Annotated in this window: 15 protein-coding genes; 7 read left to right on the forward strand and 8 right to left on the reverse strand. The window is 42.4% G+C overall.

Features of this window, described 5'->3' with window-relative positions; translation table 11 throughout:
• Positions 1-35 precede the first annotated feature (35 nt).
• Positions 36-1,046: a LacI family DNA-binding transcriptional regulator gene (locus tag C6Y02_RS02385; protein ID WP_106030583.1), complete on the reverse strand. Its 1,011-nt coding sequence runs from the start codon at positions 1,044-1,046 to the stop codon at positions 36-38.
• A gap of 263 nt (positions 1,047-1,309) precedes the next feature.
• Between C6Y02_RS02385 and kduI the strand changes: the two genes are divergently transcribed.
• From kduI to C6Y02_RS02410, 5 genes are all read left to right on the forward strand, one after another.
• Positions 1,310-2,137: a 5-dehydro-4-deoxy-D-glucuronate isomerase gene (gene kduI / locus C6Y02_RS02390; RefSeq protein ID WP_106030584.1), complete on the forward strand. Its 828-nt coding sequence runs from the start codon at positions 1,310-1,312 to the stop codon at positions 2,135-2,137.
• Between the two features lie 4 nt (positions 2,138-2,141).
• Positions 2,142-2,915 (forward strand): 2-dehydro-3-deoxy-D-gluconate 5-dehydrogenase KduD, encoded by a 774-nt coding sequence (kduD, locus tag C6Y02_RS02395; protein ID WP_106030585.1) that lies wholly within the window; start codon positions 2,142-2,144, stop codon positions 2,913-2,915.
• A gap of 106 nt (positions 2,916-3,021) precedes the next feature.
• Positions 3,022-4,488 (forward strand): spore germination protein, encoded by a 1,467-nt coding sequence (locus tag C6Y02_RS02400; protein WP_066031642.1) that lies wholly within the window; start codon positions 3,022-3,024, stop codon positions 4,486-4,488.
• 3 nt (positions 4,489-4,491) lie between these two features.
• The gene (locus C6Y02_RS02405) at positions 4,492-5,592 is read left to right on the forward strand and encodes a GerAB/ArcD/ProY family transporter (RefSeq protein ID WP_106030586.1); all 1,101 of its coding nucleotides are present in this window, start codon (positions 4,492-4,494) and stop codon (positions 5,590-5,592) included.
• Positions 5,589-6,734, forward strand: a complete 1,146-nt coding sequence (locus tag C6Y02_RS02410) for a Ger(x)C family spore germination protein (protein ID WP_106030587.1) — start codon at positions 5,589-5,591, stop codon at positions 6,732-6,734. The genes C6Y02_RS02405 and C6Y02_RS02410 overlap by 4 nt, the downstream gene beginning before the upstream one ends.
• Before the next feature lie 12 nt (positions 6,735-6,746).
• Here the strand turns inward: C6Y02_RS02410 and C6Y02_RS02415 are convergent, their stop codons facing one another.
• Both C6Y02_RS02415 and C6Y02_RS02420 read right to left on the reverse strand, forming a co-directional pair.
• On the reverse strand, positions 6,747-8,144 hold the full coding sequence (locus tag C6Y02_RS02415) for a bifunctional glycosyltransferase family 2 protein/class I SAM-dependent methyltransferase (protein ID WP_106030588.1): 1,398 nt from the start codon (positions 8,142-8,144) through the stop codon (positions 6,747-6,749).
• A 137-nt stretch (positions 8,145-8,281) separates the two neighbouring features.
• Positions 8,282-9,646, reverse strand: a complete 1,365-nt coding sequence (locus tag C6Y02_RS02420) for a sugar porter family MFS transporter (protein WP_095285705.1) — start codon at positions 9,644-9,646, stop codon at positions 8,282-8,284.
• A gap of 272 nt (positions 9,647-9,918) precedes the next feature.
• On the opposite strand from C6Y02_RS02420, the gene C6Y02_RS02425 reads away from it, so the two are divergent.
• Positions 9,919-10,884: an LCP family protein gene (locus C6Y02_RS02425; protein ID WP_106030589.1), complete on the forward strand. Its 966-nt coding sequence runs from the start codon at positions 9,919-9,921 to the stop codon at positions 10,882-10,884.
• 202 nt (positions 10,885-11,086) lie between these two features.
• Entirely contained in the window at positions 11,087-11,968 is an 882-nt protein-coding gene (locus C6Y02_RS02430) for a Cof-type HAD-IIB family hydrolase (protein WP_189318228.1), read from the forward strand.
• Positions 11,969-12,024: 56 nt separating this feature from the next.
• Here C6Y02_RS02430 and C6Y02_RS02435 read toward each other — a convergent pair whose 3' ends face one another.
• The 5 genes from C6Y02_RS02435 to pgsB form a co-directional block, all read right to left on the reverse strand.
• Positions 12,025-13,248, reverse strand: coding sequence for a C40 family peptidase (locus tag C6Y02_RS02435; RefSeq protein ID WP_106030591.1), 1,224 nt, complete (start codon positions 13,246-13,248; stop codon positions 12,025-12,027).
• A 106-nt stretch (positions 13,249-13,354) separates the two neighbouring features.
• Entirely contained in the window at positions 13,355-13,525 is a 171-nt protein-coding gene (edmS, locus tag C6Y02_RS19245; protein WP_003213661.1) for an extrachromosomal elements maintenance protein EdmS, read from the reverse strand.
• Positions 13,522-14,688, reverse strand: coding sequence for a CapA family protein (locus C6Y02_RS02440; protein ID WP_034660209.1), 1,167 nt, complete (start codon positions 14,686-14,688; stop codon positions 13,522-13,524). Before C6Y02_RS02440 ends, edmS begins: the two co-directional genes overlap by 4 nt.
• 18 nt (positions 14,689-14,706) lie before the next feature.
• On the reverse strand, positions 14,707-15,156 hold the full coding sequence (gene pgsC, locus C6Y02_RS02445) for a poly-gamma-glutamate biosynthesis protein PgsC (RefSeq protein WP_012011488.1): 450 nt from the start codon (positions 15,154-15,156) through the stop codon (positions 14,707-14,709).
• A gap of 15 nt (positions 15,157-15,171) precedes the next feature.
• Positions 15,172-16,353, reverse strand: a complete 1,182-nt coding sequence (gene pgsB / locus C6Y02_RS02450; protein WP_034660210.1) for a poly-gamma-glutamate synthase PgsB — start codon at positions 16,351-16,353, stop codon at positions 15,172-15,174.
• Positions 16,354-16,750 lie beyond the last annotated feature (397 nt).

The following is a 16,750-nucleotide window of genomic DNA, read 5'->3' on the forward strand; positions in this document are numbered from 1 at the left end:
GTATGCACGTATGTATACTCTTCTCTGTCTGTTGTTTATAAAGATTTTCTTACGATGATTTCTCCGTCAAGCTGAATGGTTTGGGGGGCACTTTCATCCCCTTCAAGCCGAGTCTTGATTTTTTGCATGGCGGCTTTCCCCATTTCATGAGATGGCTGGGCAACCGTTGTGATTCCAGGCCCAATCAGCTTATACCATTCTGTATCATCAAAGCCTGCGATGCCTATCTCCTCTGGAATCTTTATCCCAAGCTCTACAAGCTCACTAATCAGTTTCAGCATGAGTAATCCATTGGCTGCTAAAATCGCTTTTTTCTGTTGGTTTGATTGTACAAAACGGACAAGCTCTTCTCGCAATTGTTCCTTTTGCTTCAAATCAATTTCTGCAGTGAGCGGCTTCTTATGTTTACTCATAGCTGTCTGCTCATATGCTTCTTTTCGTTCTTCACGAGGACTGATCCCATCGACCGGCTCAGTAAAGAAAGCGATGTGCTCATAGCCTTTCTCATACATTTGTTGAAGCAACCGGATCGTGATATCACGGTTATTCGTTGTCACTGTGTCGACTTTTAGTTCTGGCAATTTCCGGTCAACAAGGACAATTGGTACACCGTTTTTCTTAAAATCCTGCAGAATGTCATTGTTCTGGCCTGTCGTATTGATGATGAGCCCTTCAATATAATGCGCATTCAGCTTGAGGAGCATTTCCCGTTCTTTTTCTGGTCGGTTATCTGTGTTGCATACCATGATACTGTATCCATATTCATCACAAATTTCTTCGACTCCGCGAAGTGTCGCTACAGAGAATGGATTCGTAATGTCGGCTACAATAAACCCAATGACCTTGCTTTTTCTTACTTTCAATCCTTGAGCGAGCTGACTCGGACGATAATGCAGTTCCTCAATGGCTTTCTTGATTTTTTTTACCTTATCAGCAGAAATTTCATTTGTTCTGCCATTGATATATCTAGATACAGTTGATTTTGAAACACCTGCATAAGCTGCCACTTCGTTGATGGTGACTTTCGTTTGCTTTTTCTCTTTCATTCAAAAAACTCCCACAATCGATATCTTCTCATTTGTTTCGAAACCGATTTCAAATAACTTAAAAAGAGCATATCATAATTTCATGCATTTCAGAAGATTTTTTTGCATGAAGAGGGCAAAAAAATCATCTAAATAAATAAAAAGAAAACGATTTCAAAATAACGGTTGACGGCGTTCTCTTTTTACTCTAGAATTTTCCTTGAAACCGATACCAAATAAAACATCAATATTTTGTTTCAGATGGAAAGGGAGGCTTATCTCAAATGGAAAATCGTTATGCTGTACACCCTGAGCAGGTCAAACGTTTTACAACAGAGGAACTTCGTCGTCATTTTCATATTCCTACGCTATTCGTCAGTGGTGAATTAAAGCTCTACTATTCGCATGAGGATCGCGTGGTGATTGGCGGAGTCAAGCCGGCAGCAGAGCCGCTCAAATTAGATGCCGGAGACTTTTTACGTACGGAATATTTCCTTGAAAGACGAGAGATCGGCATTGTAAATGTCGGCGGTCAAGGAACGGTCACTGTCGATGGTGAAGCCTTTGTACTGGAGCACAAAGATTTCTTATATATTGGGCTTGGACACGAAGATGTACAGTTTGCTAGTTCATCAGGCGAAGAGGCCAAGTTCTATCTTGTATCAGCCACGGCTCATCAAGCTTACCCTACACAAAAAGCAGCCATCGCTGAATTAACACCGAATCACTTAGGAGAAGCGTCTGCTTCAAACGTACGAAACCTGTATCAAGTCATCCACGCAAACGGCATCCAAAGCTGTCAGCTCATGATGGGAATCACTCAGCTGGAAACCAATAACACGTGGAATACGATGCCCGCTCATATTCATGATCGGCGTATGGAAGTGTACTTATATCTTGATATCGAAGAAGATGCTCGTGTCTTTCATTTTATGGGAGAGCCATCTGAAACAAGACATCTCGTTGTCGCAAATGAGGAAGCGGTCATTTCTCCTGCCTGGTCCATTCATTCAGGCTCGGGTACAGCGAATTATTCATTTATTTGGGCGATGGCGGGCGAGAACTATACGTTCAAAGATATGGACTTTGTCCCAATGGACCAGCTGAGGTAATGTGATGACGACGACATCCTATGTAGCGTCCCTCTTTTCTCTTGAAGGTAAAACAGCCCTTGTGACAGGTCCAGGAACCGGCATTGGGCAGGGCATTGCTGTGGCGCTTGCCCGATCAGGCGCAGATATCATCGGCACATACCACCACACACCGCTTGAGGAAACGAAAGCGCTTGTCGAACAGGCAGGCCGCTCGTTTCATGCGGTTCAGGTTGACTTTTCCGATCCTCAAACGGCAAAGCAGGCTGTCAATGCCATGTTAAAAAAGCATACGATCGATATTTTAATCAATAATGCTGGAACCATTAAAAGAGAGCAGGTCGCTCATTATTCAGAGGAAGATTGGCATACGGTCATGGATGTGAATATCAATAGTCTCTTTTTCCTCACTCAAAGGGTTGGACAGCAGATGCTGAAAAATGGGCAAGGGAAAATCGTCAATATCGCCTCCCTTCTATCGTTTCAAGGCGGCGTCTTTGTCCCTGCTTATACAGCGAGTAAGCATGCTGTCGCGGGGCTGACGAAAGCTTTTGCAAACGAATGGGCGAATCAGCATATTCAGGTGAATGCGATCGCTCCTGGTTACATCGCGACCAATAACACGCAAGCCATTCGAGACGATGAAAATCGAAATGAAGAGATCCTCAAACGGATCCCCGCCGGGCGCTGGGGTAAGCCTGAGGATCTAGCCGGCGCTGCTGTTTTCCTTAGCTCACCAGCCTCTGATTATATGAACGGTCATATTTTAGCTGTTGATGGCGGCTGGCTTGCGAGATAAACAGACGAGAGAATTCCTATTTGCAGGGATTCTCTTTTTTTCTATTTGCATAATTCTCCTCATTCCGAGTCACTCTATAAAAAACATGACATGAGGGTGAGGTATTATGAAAAGTCGTATTGAACAAGATATAGCGTCCGTCATCAAGCGCGTCAAAAGCTTTGCCGGGAAAAGTGATGATATCGTGTTCCACTCTTTTTCATTTGGCCCTTCTGCTATCTCTGCATGTCTCATGTACGTTGAAGGACTCACAGAATTTGAGATGCTTTCCAAGCAAATCATTTCACCCATGCAAAAGGAACTGAACATCACCGAGGTTGATTCTACTACGCTTCCGTCCCTGTCTAAAACGTTCTTTGGCATTCAAAATGACGTGCTGGAAGATATGAACCTTGCCATCGAGCAGTTATATAACGGCAGGGCTATTTTATTTGTAAATGGGGCAACACAAGCGCTTGCGCTCCAAACGAATCTTTTTCAATTTAGAGAAGTAGAAGAGCCGCAATCGGAAGTCCTTGTAAGAGGGCCGCGGATCGGTTTTATTGAAAATCTTGAAAAAAACACAGCTTTAATCCGTGAGCGGGCAAATGACCCTAACCTTGTCATTCAAAAGGTAAATGTAGGTACTCGCAATAAAAAGTCTGCTGCCCTTGTGTACGTTCGTGATATTGTTGATCCCAAATTAGTAGAAGATGTTCTATCACGCATGACCGAAATCAAAATGGATGACATCCCTGAAACCGGCTATATTGAACAGCTGATTGAGGACAGCCACATCTCCATTTTTCCGCAGATTCAAAATACAGAACGTCCTGACCGGGTGATTGCATCTGTGCTTGAAGGCAAAGTCTCCATTTTGCTCGACGGCACACCTTTTGCCCTCATCATGCCTATGACACTTACAGCCTTGATGCAATCACCGGAGGATTATTATCAAAGATGGACAAGTGCGACTCTTTTGCGCCTACTCCGTTATTTTGCCGTACTGTTAACGATTTTTTTACCAGGGCTCTACATCGCTCTTGTCTCATATCACCCCGGTTTATTACCAACACGAATGGCAATCACCATCGCAGGCAGCCGGCAGAATGTTCCGTTTCCTCCTGTTGTCGAGGCGATTCTTATGTCTTTTACGATTGAGCTGCTGCGAGAAGCTGGACTTCGGCTTCCTAGAGCCATCGGGCAGACAATTGGGCTCATTGGCGGCGTCATCATTGGTCAGGCGGCTGTCCAAGCCAATATCGTCAGTGCCTTAATGGTGATTATTGTGTCGCTGACCGCCTTGGCCGATTTCACTGCCCCTTCGTATGACTTTAGTTTCCCGCTGCGCATCTTGCGCTTTATGGCCATTTTCAGTTCAGCGATGTTTGGGTTATATGGCTTGATCATGTGTTATTTATTTGTGCTTTGTCACCTGATGCAATTAAAGACCTTTGGTTTTGACTATTTCACACCTGTTTTGTCTTCACCGTTTTCAGATTTAAAGGATACGTACGTACGTTTACCAATTGGGCTATTTAAATCGAGACCGAAAACAGCAAAAATAAAAAATCTCAAAAGACAAGGAGATTAAACGATGTACAGAGCTGAGAAGCTATCATTGTTACAAGTCACCATTCTGTGCAGCTCTACAATGATAGGCGCTGGAATTTTAACTATTCCACGCAGTTCTGCCAATTCAGGGTTCCCTGATGGCTGGATCATTGTATTAATACAGGGAGTCATCTTTGCTTTCGTTGCTTTTTTGTTAGGATGGATTGCTGAAAAGAATGCACCAGACACCATTTTTGAGTCAAATACTAAAGGAGCCGGTGCAATCTTTGGCACGTTCTTTAATTTAATGCTGATTGCCTATTTACTAGGCATTGTCGGCTTTGAAGCGCGTGTTCTCGGAGAGGTTGTTCAGTTTTTCCTGCTGCAATCGACTCCCATGGCAGTGATTGTGATGATTTTTCTTCTTGTGGCGATCTATCATTTGAAAAGTGGTATCTTTCCAATAGTGAAAATGGTGACATACATATATCCGATGACGATGATCATTTATATTGGGCTCATGCTGTTTAGTTTGAAAATATTCGATTTTGATTACTTACGCCCGGTGATGGCGAACGGGTTTAAAGATTTCAGTAATTTGTTCTCTCAAACATTTATTCAATTTACAGGCTTTGAGGTCATTTTGTTTGTTGTACCACTCATTTATAAAGACAAATGGTCGAAGGCGAAATGGGCCGCTGCGATCGGGGTCGGAATTACCTCACTTATCTACTCTCTCACGCTCTTTATTGTGATTGGTTCCATGACCGTTGGAGAAACGAAATCCCTCACCTGGCCCACTGTCTCACTCATTCAAGCACTAGAACTTGAAGGGGTCTTCATTGAACGATTTGATATTTTTTTACTGACGATCTGGACTTGCCAGCAGTTCATTTGTATGCTTGGCTTTTTCCAATTTGCGATTAAAGGCTGTCACACGGTCTTTAAGACAACCAGTATTACGAGACTGCTATGGCTGCTGTTTTTAATTACCTCTGCACTCTCCCTTTTTCCGAAAAATATCAATGAAGTCTTTTACTACTCTACTTTACTCGGCTACTCATTGTTCGCGGTTTTAGCCATTCCTTTTATTACAGCTGTTCTGTTGATGATACGTAAAAAATGGGGAGGTCGTTCTGCATGAGAAGAAGGCGTTTGTTGTTATTTTTTTTGTCCTGCTGTCTTTTCCTTCTATCAGCAGGGTGCTGGGATTTAAAGGATATTGAAAAATTATCATTTGTGCGCGGCATTGGCATTGACGAGGAAGATCAGAAAGGAGTCAAGCTCACCTACCAAAACCTGGTTCCGAAGATGGGTGGGACACAAGAGGCTGATTCTCCTGGCCATGTGAATGTCGTCTCAAAAGGGAAAAATGTGCTGGAGGCTGTCAGTAATGTCGCCTTAAAGGACCCGCCGATCTATAGTGATCATCTAAAAATTTTCTTGTTCGGCAAAAATCAGGCAGAGCATCACGATATTCAAGGAACGCTCAACCACTTTATACGAGATGATGAGGTTCGGCGAAGCAGCTACCTTCTCGTGTCACGAGATGATGCGTCAAAAGTGATCAACCAAAAATTGAAATCACAGCAAAAGGTTCCGGTTGAACATATCTTTGAAACATCCAAAAACCGAAGCTTTAACGGAAAGATTTTGCTGCCAACCCGTATTGGCCGGGCATCTGATTACTTCCAGATGGGCGCTAGCTTCCTTGTCCAAAGTGTAGATGCGATAGACGGTGAACTGATTTATGATGGAGCAGGAATCATTGATGGAAAAACACGAAAGCTGATCGGCTTCATCCCTGCGAAGGATGTCCAATCTTTAAATTGGGTGATGGACCGAATTTCAGGCGGCGTTGTACCTGCCACCTACAAAGACTTTCCGATCACGTATGAAATTAAGAAATCAAAAACCAAGATTGAACCCTATCTGAAGGATGGACATATTTCCTTTAAAATTAATGTCAACACCCAAGGAAAGCTCTCTGAAGATCAGTACCCTGCAGAAAATTCATACGATGAGCAGTACATCAAAAGATATGAGCTTCTTTTTGCGAATAAAATCAAACAGCGAATTCAAAAAGCAGTCCATCATGTGCAAAAAGAGGTGGGCGTTGATCCCATATTTTTAAGCCGGCAGTTTCGTATTAAATACCCTGACTATTGGGAAAAGCATCGAAACGAATGGGATACGCTCTTTCAAGAAGCGGATATCGAATATGATGTCAAAGTCAGCATTTTAAACTTTGGGGCAGAAGGCGCAACAAAAAGCTTCAAATGGTAATGCAAAAGGCGGTTATCTCGAAGGGGAGCCGCCTTTTTTACGCACGACAATTAAAAGCTGATATAGGGTCACTTGATCAGACAACGCTTTTGTTTGAAAGCCAAGTGACGCTCCTACTCTCGCCACCTCGTCAAAAAACAATTGGACGTTCTGATCAATCTGAACATTGATGCGCTGCTCGATCACCCGTTCAAACAAATGGTTTGGGAAAAGCGCACGCATCGTGTTTGGTGTGAAGAACCTCAGATGGGTTCGGTCTAAAATCCCTACATCTTGATACGTAAAATCCCCTGTCATTAACGGGAGAAGCACCTCCGCATGCATCATGTTTGGCAGGCAGCAAATGATCACGCCGCCCGGTTTTAAAGATGCGTGCGCTTGTTCAATGATGTTCCAAGGATCTGACACATGCTCTAAAACATCAGAAAAAATGATGGCATCAAAAAAGGCCTCTTTCTCTAACCATGGGTACTCATCCGCTTTTGCCTCGATGACTTCTTCGTAATATGCCTTTGCGATTGCTGCTTTTAATGGATCGGCCTCTACCCCGTACATGTCAACAGACTGCCGATTCATTAGTTCAAGCCCTGTGGCCCCTGCGCCGCATCCCACATCAAGTACACATGCAGCGTCTTCAGGCAGCAGAGCCGCAAAGTACGGATGGGGGGTCATCAGATTGAGATCAATGCCCCATTTATCTAAAAACCGAAGCCTGTTCTCAGCAAACAGTGTAGAGATGTTCGTTTCTTGATTCGCACGAAAGGTTGCATGACCGTGATGATGCACAAATGAATCGTGGACGATTTGCAGCTGATATCCCTTGAGCAAGGATCTCAAACAAAGATCGTCATCCTCAAATGATCCATACACGAACCGCTCATCAAATAACCCCACCTCTTCAATGAGCTCTCTTTTCACCAGCAGACAAAACCCCACAAGCCGATGTACATATGTTCTCTGACCTTTTCTCGCAGCCGTATAATTTTTCGCAAAGGCTGGGAGCTCCTTCACATCTGTATACGATGGCTCGACCATTTGAGGACCGCTCACATAATTGGAGACAGGTCCTACCATCCCAATACGTTCTGATGCAAATAACGCCTCTTTTAATGGAGAAAGCCAGTTTTCCGTTACGATCGTGTCGTTATTTAAAAAGAGAATGGTATCCCCTGTCGCTTTTTTCGCTCCTTGATTACAGCCCTTTGCAAAGCCTCGATTTTCTGCATTTTCTATGAAAATCACATCGTTCAGCTCTCTCACATATTCCTTCGTCCCGTCGGTTGACGCATTATCAACGATGATGAGTTCATATTGGTCACTTCGGGTATGCTGCTTGATGCTGTCGATACATTTTTTTGTTAAATGCAGTTCATTGTACGTCAGCATGACAATGCTCGTTTTCCCTTTCATCTCATTTCCACCTTTCGCTCGCCTGTTCCATATGTATGTCATATGCAGCACGTTCAGAAGATGAGAGATTGTCCTTTCTTGATTAAACGTTTGTTTAACAAAGAAAAACCAGCTGCATGCGGGCAGCTGGTCGTTGTTCACACCGTTTTTCCTTCCTCACCTGTGACGGCACGGTTCCTCTTTTTTAAATCTTCTTCAATTTCTTCAAGACTTTTCCCTTTCGTTTCAGTCACCATATATTTCACAAACAAGAAGGCGCCTACGCCGATGACCGCGTAAATGAGAAAAAGATTACTGATACCCATCGCGCTTAATAGAGCTGGGAATGTAAGCGAGATGATTAAATTCCCTGTATGAAGGAGGAAAGTAGAGACGCCTGTACCGATTCCTCTTACATGTACCGGGAACAGCTCCGGAAGCATCACCCAAACGACTGGACCCCAGCTGACAGCAAAGATGACGATGAAGAGTCCTAAACAAATAATGGTTGTCCATCCTGCAGCTGTTGACCCCTCGAAAAATCGATTGACCACTGACAGGACAATTAAACTTAGGACCATGCCAGCATTTCCAAATAAGAGCAGCGCTTTACGCCCTACACGGTCAATGATTTTAATCGCCACAAACGTCATGACGACATTCACTGCCCCAATTCCGACGGTTCCTAAAATTGCCGCTGAATTACCAAAGCCAACGCTTGTGAATGTTTTTGGTGCATAGTAAATAATCGTATTGGTTCCGATAAACTGCTGCAGAAAGGCAAGACCGACACCAGCAATTAATGCTGGGCGTACCCATGGCTCAAATAATTCCTTAAAACCGCCTTTTTCTTCACTTTCTGCCTGTTGAATATCTGAAATTTCTTCTTCAACTTCTTGCTTACTCTTTCTGAGTTTAGATAATATCTCTTTCGCACGGTCTGCCTGTCCATGGACAAACAGCCAGCGGGGACTTTCCGGCATAAACAAAATCCCACATAATAAAAGCACAGAAGGCACGACCGCAATTCCAAGCATCAGGCGCCATGCCTCTGCATCCGCTAAAGCGTAGTTCACAATATAGGCGAGAAGAATACCAAATGTGATCATGAGCTGGTTTAATGAGGACAGTGCACCTCGAGATTCCTTTGGAGCAAGTTCAGATAAATATAATGGAACAATCGTTGTCGAGCACCCGACAGCAAGCCCTAGCACAATTCGGAATAAGACCATCACTTCCGTATTCGGAGCAAGGGCTGTACCAAATCCACCGATAATAAACAAAATCGCTGCGGCGATGATGGCTTTTTTCCGCCCGAATTGGTCTGTCAGCTTTCCAGATAGAGAGGAACCGAGCATCGCCCCGATTAAAATCGAGCTGACAACAAGTCCCTCTGTAAACGCGTTTAACCCTAAATCCTCTTTCATAAATAAGATGGCGCCAGAAATGACACCTGTATCATAGCCATATAAGGCGCCGCCAAGTGCGCCGAAGAAATAAAGCCATCCATTCCGATTTTTCATGTTCATAACCCCTCTTTTGTTCTGTATGTACTGGATGTTTCTCTATGGAAAATCATTTTCCTCACTTCCTGTCATTTCAAACATTTCAATGTTTTATGACAAATATATTTCATTTGAAGTATCATTGAAACTTTTTACGATAAGGAAACGTCAATTAAACGTTAGTGAAAAAAATGTCGCACTATATCCCGTTTTAAGGTATATTTGTTTTAGTTTGTAAGCAAGAAGAAGGACATCTTTACTATAAAAATCATAGCGAGGGTTTAAAATATATGGATCAATCAAGAACTAAACGCAAAGGAAAAAAGCGTTTAAAGCCATGGGTGAAAGTCACTCTGTTTATATTCGGTATTCTTTTACTGACAACCGCTTCTGTCACAGGCTATGCCTACTACAAAGTGACAAATGCTGCCAAAAAGGCGCAAGTATCTCTGGATCGCGGTGCACAATCTGTGAAACGGATTGAAGCATTCGATCCTGGGAAAGACAGCTTTTCTGTCTTGCTGCTTGGCATTGACAGCAGACCGGGCGAAACAGTGAAACAAGCACGAAGCGATGCGATGGTCTTAGCAACAGTCAATCGTACAAATAAAACCGTAAAATTATTAAGCATTCCAAGGGACTCATATGTGAATATTCCAGGGCATGGCTATGACAAAATTACACATGCACACGCATTTGGTGGTGCAGATTTAACCTTAAGTACAGTCGAAGATTTACTAGATATTCCGGTTGATTTTGTGATCCAAAGTAATTTCAAAGCATTTAAAGAGATCGTCAATGAACTAAACGGAGTCTCTATTAACGTCAAGGATGAATATGTGGTCAAACAGGTTCTAAAAGATACAAAGGGCAAGGTACAGCTTCAAACAGGAACTCATACACTAGACGGTGATCAAGCTCTCGCATATGTGAGAACAAGAAAGGCAGATAGTGATTTAATGCGCGGACAGCGTCAAATGGAAGTATTAAAAGCCATTTTTGATAAATCAAAATCGTTAACGTCTATTCCGTCATATGACAATATCATTGATACACTTGGTGAGAATGTCTCAACCAATCTTTCAATGAAAGAGCTAGTCGGGCTGTTCCCGCTTCTGACGTCATTGAAATCGGTCGATACCATTCAGCTTAAAGGCTCTGATTACCAGCCAAACGGGGTTTATTATTACCAATTGGATCAAAACCAGCTAAACGAAGTGAAGACTGAATTGAAGAAGCAGCTTGAATTATCATAAACAGAAAGCGTCCCTAAGGGGGCGCTTTTCTACTTGTTGACGATGATGTTGATTTTAGCCCTTTGTTTTATTCTCTTGATCATTCGGTCATTTTTGTTTAGCCTTGATAGAGAGGAACAACCATCCTATTGCTCATGAGAATGAAGGAAATCGTACATACTTTGAAGAGGCTATTGCATGCATGAAGGAGGATTTGACAGCGATGAAAAAAATGATTGCGATTGATTTAGACGGTACACTTTTAAATACAAAAAGTGAAATATCTGCTCAAAACCGGGAGGCATTGATTCGTGCGAAGGAATCGGGATATATTGTCACCATCTGTACAGGGCGGGCGACTTTTGATGTAAAGGAACTGCTTGGCAATTTGGACATCCCCATTATTGCAGCAAACGGCGGAACCGTTCATACCGAAGGATACGAACTTTTCAGCCGTATCACACTTGACCAAGAAGCAGGAAAACGAGCGGCTAAGGCATTAGTAGAACGAAACATTTACTTTGAGGTCTATACGGACGATGCGCTCCTCTCTCCTTTTGATGGAAAAGAGAAGCTGAAAGCAGAATTTGATGTCATCAAAAGTGCGAACCCAAATGAGGATGTAGCTGATTTATGGGAAGGAGCGATGACTCAATTCAAACAATTTGGCATCAAACCAGTAGATGATATTCGCCAGATTTTTGAGTCGAATGAAGCGACCTATAAATTACTCTGCTTCTCTTTTGATATGAACAAGCTACAGGAAGCACGAGATCTTCTCGCGGAAATGCCTGAGCTTTCATTGACCTCTTCTGGAAAACATATCATTGAGGTACTGCCAAAAGAGTCTGGGAAAGGACATGCTCTCAAAAAGCTCGCAGCTCATTATGGCGTAGACCGCTCACATATTTATGCGATTGGCGACAGCCCCAACGATCTATCCATGTTTGAGGAAGCAAGCCACCGCATTGCAATGGGGAATGCCGTAGATGTTATTAAAGAAAAGAGCACCTACATCACAAAAGGCAATCATGAAGACGGTGTTGCTTACTTTATTGATCTGCTTTTACAAAATCAATTCCACGAAAAAAAGACGCTAGTCTGATCAGCGCCTAGAGAGAAGTCTAGAAGTCCGATACGAGCGTGGATCGGGCTTTTTCTTTATTTTTTGATTCTAACAGCCGTCTCATACTTATTCTTCCAGTACGTACTTGTTTTCATATTCGTAAGCACGACACCATTTGAGACGGTCACATGAATGACTTGATTTGACCCTGCATAAATCGCCGGCACCAATGACGTTCCACTAAAGAAAACGAGATCTCCCGGCTTCAGCTCCGAACGTTTCACAGGCGTACCTGTCTTGACTTGACCTGACGCATAGCGAGGCAGATCAATACCAAGCACTTCTCGATACACGTATTGTGTGAACCCTGCTGTGTCAAATCCCTCTTCTGGATTCGTCCCGCCTTTGACATAAGGGACTTCCCCAATATACGTTGCCGCTTTTGATACAACCGGATCTTCTTTTGATAATTTCAGGTCCGTTAATCGTTTCGCACCTGTCCATTTCTCGCGCCAATACGATTCAGACAAATAAGAAATCGTGACACTTTCCGAACGGCTCGCATGAATAAAACGATCGCCCCCAATATACATCCCTACATGAGAAATACCTCGCTTATATGTGTTGCTAAAAAAGACAAAATCCCCTGGACGTATATCCGCTAATGCCACTTTTTCTCCAACCATCCACTGCTGTTCAGCACTTCGAGGTAAATAAATCCCTAGTGATTTTTCAAATAAATATTGTAAAAAGCCTGAACAATCAAAGCCAACCTTAGGGTCTGCTGCACCAAATACATAAGGAATACCTAAATATTTCATCGCATCTTTCACAAGACGGTCATCAGAGATTTCCGGTGTACCGGGCAGTCGTTTGACTGCATAAAATCGGTCTGTCCAGTATTTGCTTTTGCTGACATCTGTTTTCACCACACCTTGACTGAGCGTGATGTGGATGATCTGATCGTTACCAGCGTACAACGCCACATGTGTCGGGATATCCTTTGTTTCTTCAAGGCTGCGGAAATATACAAGGTCACCGGGCTGCGCTTTGTCCCATGATACCTTTTCCCCAATCTGATACTGGTCGATCACCTTCCGCGGCAAATCAAATGCTCCTGATGTCTTGTACACATATTGAATCAATCCAGATGCGTCAAAGCCCGTTTTTGGATCGGTTCCTCCTTTATGATAAGGTGTTCCGATCAGCTTTTCCGCTTGCTCCAAAGGAGACGCTGTTTGAGCAGATACTTCTGATTGAGACATGAACATCAGCCCTACGAGCGCACACCCACCAATCAATATTTCTTTCCATTTCATGATCTTTCCCCTCCTTTCTTCTATAGTTTCGGCATGACACCTTTCATTTTACACCTTTTTTCGACAAAAAAGAGCACGCAATGCGCGCCCTCTATGCTCTTTAAAATTATTTACTTGCTTCCGTTTTTGACTGCTTTTGCTGTTCGATTTTCTGCATTTCAACCGAGATCTTTTGTTTTTCATGATCTGTGAGGCTGTCACTAAATTTAAAAGCAGACATAAAGACAAAGACTAAAATTAACGCAACAAACGGCCAGCTTGCTTTTAGGAATTTCATTTCTTCTCTTTCCCTCCGTTTTCTTTTAAGTGTTTAACTTTATCAGCGTGATCTACTTCAAAGAAAATGTGTCCGTCTTTTTCTTTCCAATCCGCATTCGTACCATTTGTCAGCATACGGATAATGGATTTTGATTCAAAAGATCCTGCTTTAACCGGAGCAGGTGTTGCTTCCTTGATGTACATTGGGACAACTTCAAATGTCGCTTTTCCATCTTCATTCAGATGATACTGAACAAGTGCAGAATCACGTGTTCTTGACCAGCCTTGGTCAAAAATAAAGTTCCCTAAGCTATAGAAGATCGCCGTACCGTTATAGACTTCCATTGGCTCAAGAACGTGCGGATGAGCACCGATAATGATATCAGCACCAGCTTTTGACATCGCTCTTGCCAATTCTCTTTGTCTATCGTTTACCTCATTGTTGTACTCCTGTCCCCAGTGAGCATGAACAACGACGATATCTGCCTTTTCAGCAGCCTGCGAGATCATCGGAATAAAGATAGATGGATCGGCTGGCAAGATACCCGCCTGGCGATTCGTTGCTTTAAAATCTTTCCCATACACATCAGTAAAACCAAGTGTAGCGATTTTGACACCATTTACTTCTTTGTACGAAATGTTCTGCTTCGCATCCTGAAGGTTACGGCCTGCGCCTGTATAATCCATGCCAGCATGTTCAAAGGCATCAATCGTATTGTTCAGCCCTTTTTCACCATAGTCTGCCGCATGGTTATTCGCAAAGTTTAATACAGAGAAATTCAAATCCTTCAATGCTTTGACAGAATCTTCGTCTGTTTTCAAATGAATATTCTTTTGTGCCGCTTGTTCTTTATCTGATGCGACTGGATGCTCAAAGTTACCTGTCACATAATCTGACACATCAAAATATGGCTTGGCGTAGCGAAAGAGATGCTGTTTTCCATAGCGGTCTGTTACTTTCTCTACGTTTCTTCCAAACATAATGTCACCGACAAACGAAGCGGTCAGGATGTTTTCTGGATTCTTTTGTACAGTTGGCACTTGTGCTTTCCCGATAAACGTAAATAGAAATGTACAAGCAATGACGATCGGTAAAGCAATCAGTACGTGTTTATTCGTCTTTTTCTTTTGGTTCTTTGTGATTTTCAGCAGCTTTTCCTGAAAGCTCAATTTTTTATTCATCATTGGACACACCTTATCTTAAAATAGATAGTAAACATACATGATGGCAAATGTTGCACCACTTAGAAGTAACGTGCTTCCAAGGGTAATCGTAAGACCCTGCTTTTGAATCGTATTTGCAATCAATCCAGGAACGATAATACCGATTCCGCGGAATTCTGCTATTTCAAATGGGACCACTGGATAGAAGAAATCAAATACAAGCTTTAAGGCGATCCCTGTAATTAGCATCGCAGCAAACTTTCTGCGTCCGTATAAAATCATAAATTTCGATAGACCAAAGCGAACGATGACATACGTAAGCAAGCTGACAGATAAGACGACTAAAATAAAGACTGGCTGGTTAAATACAAGCGCCAGATAACCTGGGACAACAAGTCCAGCTGGTACGATTCCTGTTTTTTCTGCAAAGATTAAACTAAGTAGAACACCTAAAATTAACGAGATATAAAGATCTGATCCGAACATTTTCTATATTTCCTCCTAGCTGACAAGCTGCTTAATTTTGTATTCTTGAATTTTTTCGATTAACGGTTCAGCGGCACCATGAATATTGCCGACTCCATAAACCACTCGATTATGAAGCTTTTTCTCAAGCATATTCATAATTTCTTCTGTAGATTGATATTCAAGGTTGTGTAAGTGGTCAGCCGGAATTTTCCCATCCTCATATGCCTTCACAATTGGATCTGTTGTTTCACCAATCAAGACAAGATCACTTGCTTCAATATAAGGAAGTACATCCTCCGCAAACTGGATCGTTCTATCTACACGATCCGCACGGCAGTTCATGATAATAATCGGTTCATCTGTTGGATATCCAATCTCTTTCACACGCTTCCAAATGTTCAATGTAGATGATGCGTCATTTGCCGCAAAACCATTTACAAAGTGTCCAGGTGTTTTCGCGTCCATTAATGGAAGAATTCTCATCGCTCCTGGATCAGGTGGCGCATTTAACATTCCTCTGAATGCTGTATCTTCATCAATTCCTAATGCCTGTGCAACACCAAGTGCAAGTGAGGCATTATCTGGGAAGACCATGTACTCAAATTTCCGTAAATACTCATCAGAAATCTTGGAATTATCTGCAACAATGACTTCTGTGTTGCGTTTTTTCGCAATCTCTTTAAAGAATTCCGTATATTCACTATCCGTAATAACCAAGTGTCCATTGTAAGGAATTGTCGCTGTAAAGGCTTCTGCTATTTCATCAAGTGTCGGCCCCATTACGTCCATATGATCTTCAAGAACGTTTACGATCACGCCAATATTCGCTTGAAGCAGCTCTTCCTGAAAGATAATTTGGTAATCTGGATTTACTGCCATACATTCACTGACGATGGCATTTGCTCCTCTTTCAACGGTTTCTCTCATAACTTCCTTCTGCTCACCGATATTTGGTCCTTGCGGTTTCCTTTTAATCGGTTTCTCCTCTGGCGTATCCCAATAAATCATTCTTGCATCTGTTCCCGTTGTTTTGCCGACAGTTTTATAACCTGCCTCCATTAAGATACCGGTTGTCAATCTTGTAACGGTAGACTTTCCGCGAATACCATTAATATTGACGCGCACCGGCAAGGCATCGATATTTTTCTGGTGACGCTTCTTTTCAATAAAGCCAATCCCTAACATGATGACACAGGCTATAACGATTAACCACATCGCTTATCTACATCTCCTTTTTTTATGAGTGTGATATGTAAATTCAATCAACAGTATATATGTTCAGCATAAAATCACAATCGGTATTATGTAACATAATCTTTCACTTCCTCGTATGCCAAATTCCTCTAATCAGAAGGCGGATTTGCCTAGCTCTTCTTTAAATGAAAAGGCCAAAAGGCGGACAAAAATTGGTATGAATTTCAGCTTCAATCAAGAGAAAGCGTTACCATCAAGCATCGGAAAATCTTTTGTCCTTTTCTCCCTAAATTTTTTGACAATTATTAAGATGTATTTTGAATCAATGTTTTAAAGCCCTTTAAACTCTATAACATCAGTCATATCAGTGCTTTAAATGAATAGTGCGTGTTTTGGAATGTTTTCGATTTTTGAAGGA

Source organism: Bacillus sp. NMCC4 (genome assembly GCF_002998555.1).
Taxonomy (GTDB): Bacteria; Bacillota; Bacilli; order Bacillales; family Bacillaceae; genus Bacillus.

Excerpts from the sequence above, each read along its gene's own strand:
- C6Y02_RS02385 (WP_106030583.1), bottom strand. The coding sequence starts at position 1,046 with ATGAAAGAGAAAAAGCAAACGAAAGTCACCATCAACGAAGTGGCAGCT.
- kduI (WP_106030584.1), top strand. The coding sequence starts at position 1,310 with ATGGAAAATCGTTATGCTGTACACCCTGAGCAGGTCAAACGTTTTACA.
- kduD (WP_106030585.1), top strand. The coding sequence starts at position 2,142 with ATGACGACGACATCCTATGTAGCGTCCCTCTTTTCTCTTGAAGGTAAA.
- C6Y02_RS02400 (WP_066031642.1), top strand. The coding sequence starts at position 3,022 with ATGAAAAGTCGTATTGAACAAGATATAGCGTCCGTCATCAAGCGCGTC.
- C6Y02_RS02405 (WP_106030586.1), top strand. The coding sequence starts at position 4,492 with ATGTACAGAGCTGAGAAGCTATCATTGTTACAAGTCACCATTCTGTGC.
- C6Y02_RS02410 (WP_106030587.1), top strand. The coding sequence starts at position 5,589 with ATGAGAAGAAGGCGTTTGTTGTTATTTTTTTTGTCCTGCTGTCTTTTC.
- C6Y02_RS02415 (WP_106030588.1), bottom strand. The coding sequence starts at position 8,144 with ATGAAAGGGAAAACGAGCATTGTCATGCTGACGTACAATGAACTGCAT.
- C6Y02_RS02420 (WP_095285705.1), bottom strand. The coding sequence starts at position 9,646 with ATGAAAAATCGGAATGGATGGCTTTATTTCTTCGGCGCACTTGGCGGC.
- C6Y02_RS02425 (WP_106030589.1), top strand. The coding sequence starts at position 9,919 with ATGGATCAATCAAGAACTAAACGCAAAGGAAAAAAGCGTTTAAAGCCA.
- C6Y02_RS02430 (WP_189318228.1), top strand. The coding sequence starts at position 11,087 with ATGAAAAAAATGATTGCGATTGATTTAGACGGTACACTTTTAAATACA.
- C6Y02_RS02435 (WP_106030591.1), bottom strand. The coding sequence starts at position 13,248 with ATGAAATGGAAAGAAATATTGATTGGTGGGTGTGCGCTCGTAGGGCTG.
- edmS (WP_003213661.1), bottom strand. The coding sequence starts at position 13,525 with ATGAAATTCCTAAAAGCAAGCTGGCCGTTTGTTGCGTTAATTTTAGTC.
- C6Y02_RS02440 (WP_034660209.1), bottom strand. The coding sequence starts at position 14,688 with ATGAATAAAAAATTGAGCTTTCAGGAAAAGCTGCTGAAAATCACAAAG.
- pgsC (WP_012011488.1), bottom strand. The coding sequence starts at position 15,156 with ATGTTCGGATCAGATCTTTATATCTCGTTAATTTTAGGTGTTCTACTT.
- pgsB (WP_034660210.1), bottom strand. The coding sequence starts at position 16,353 with ATGTGGTTAATCGTTATAGCCTGTGTCATCATGTTAGGGATTGGCTTT.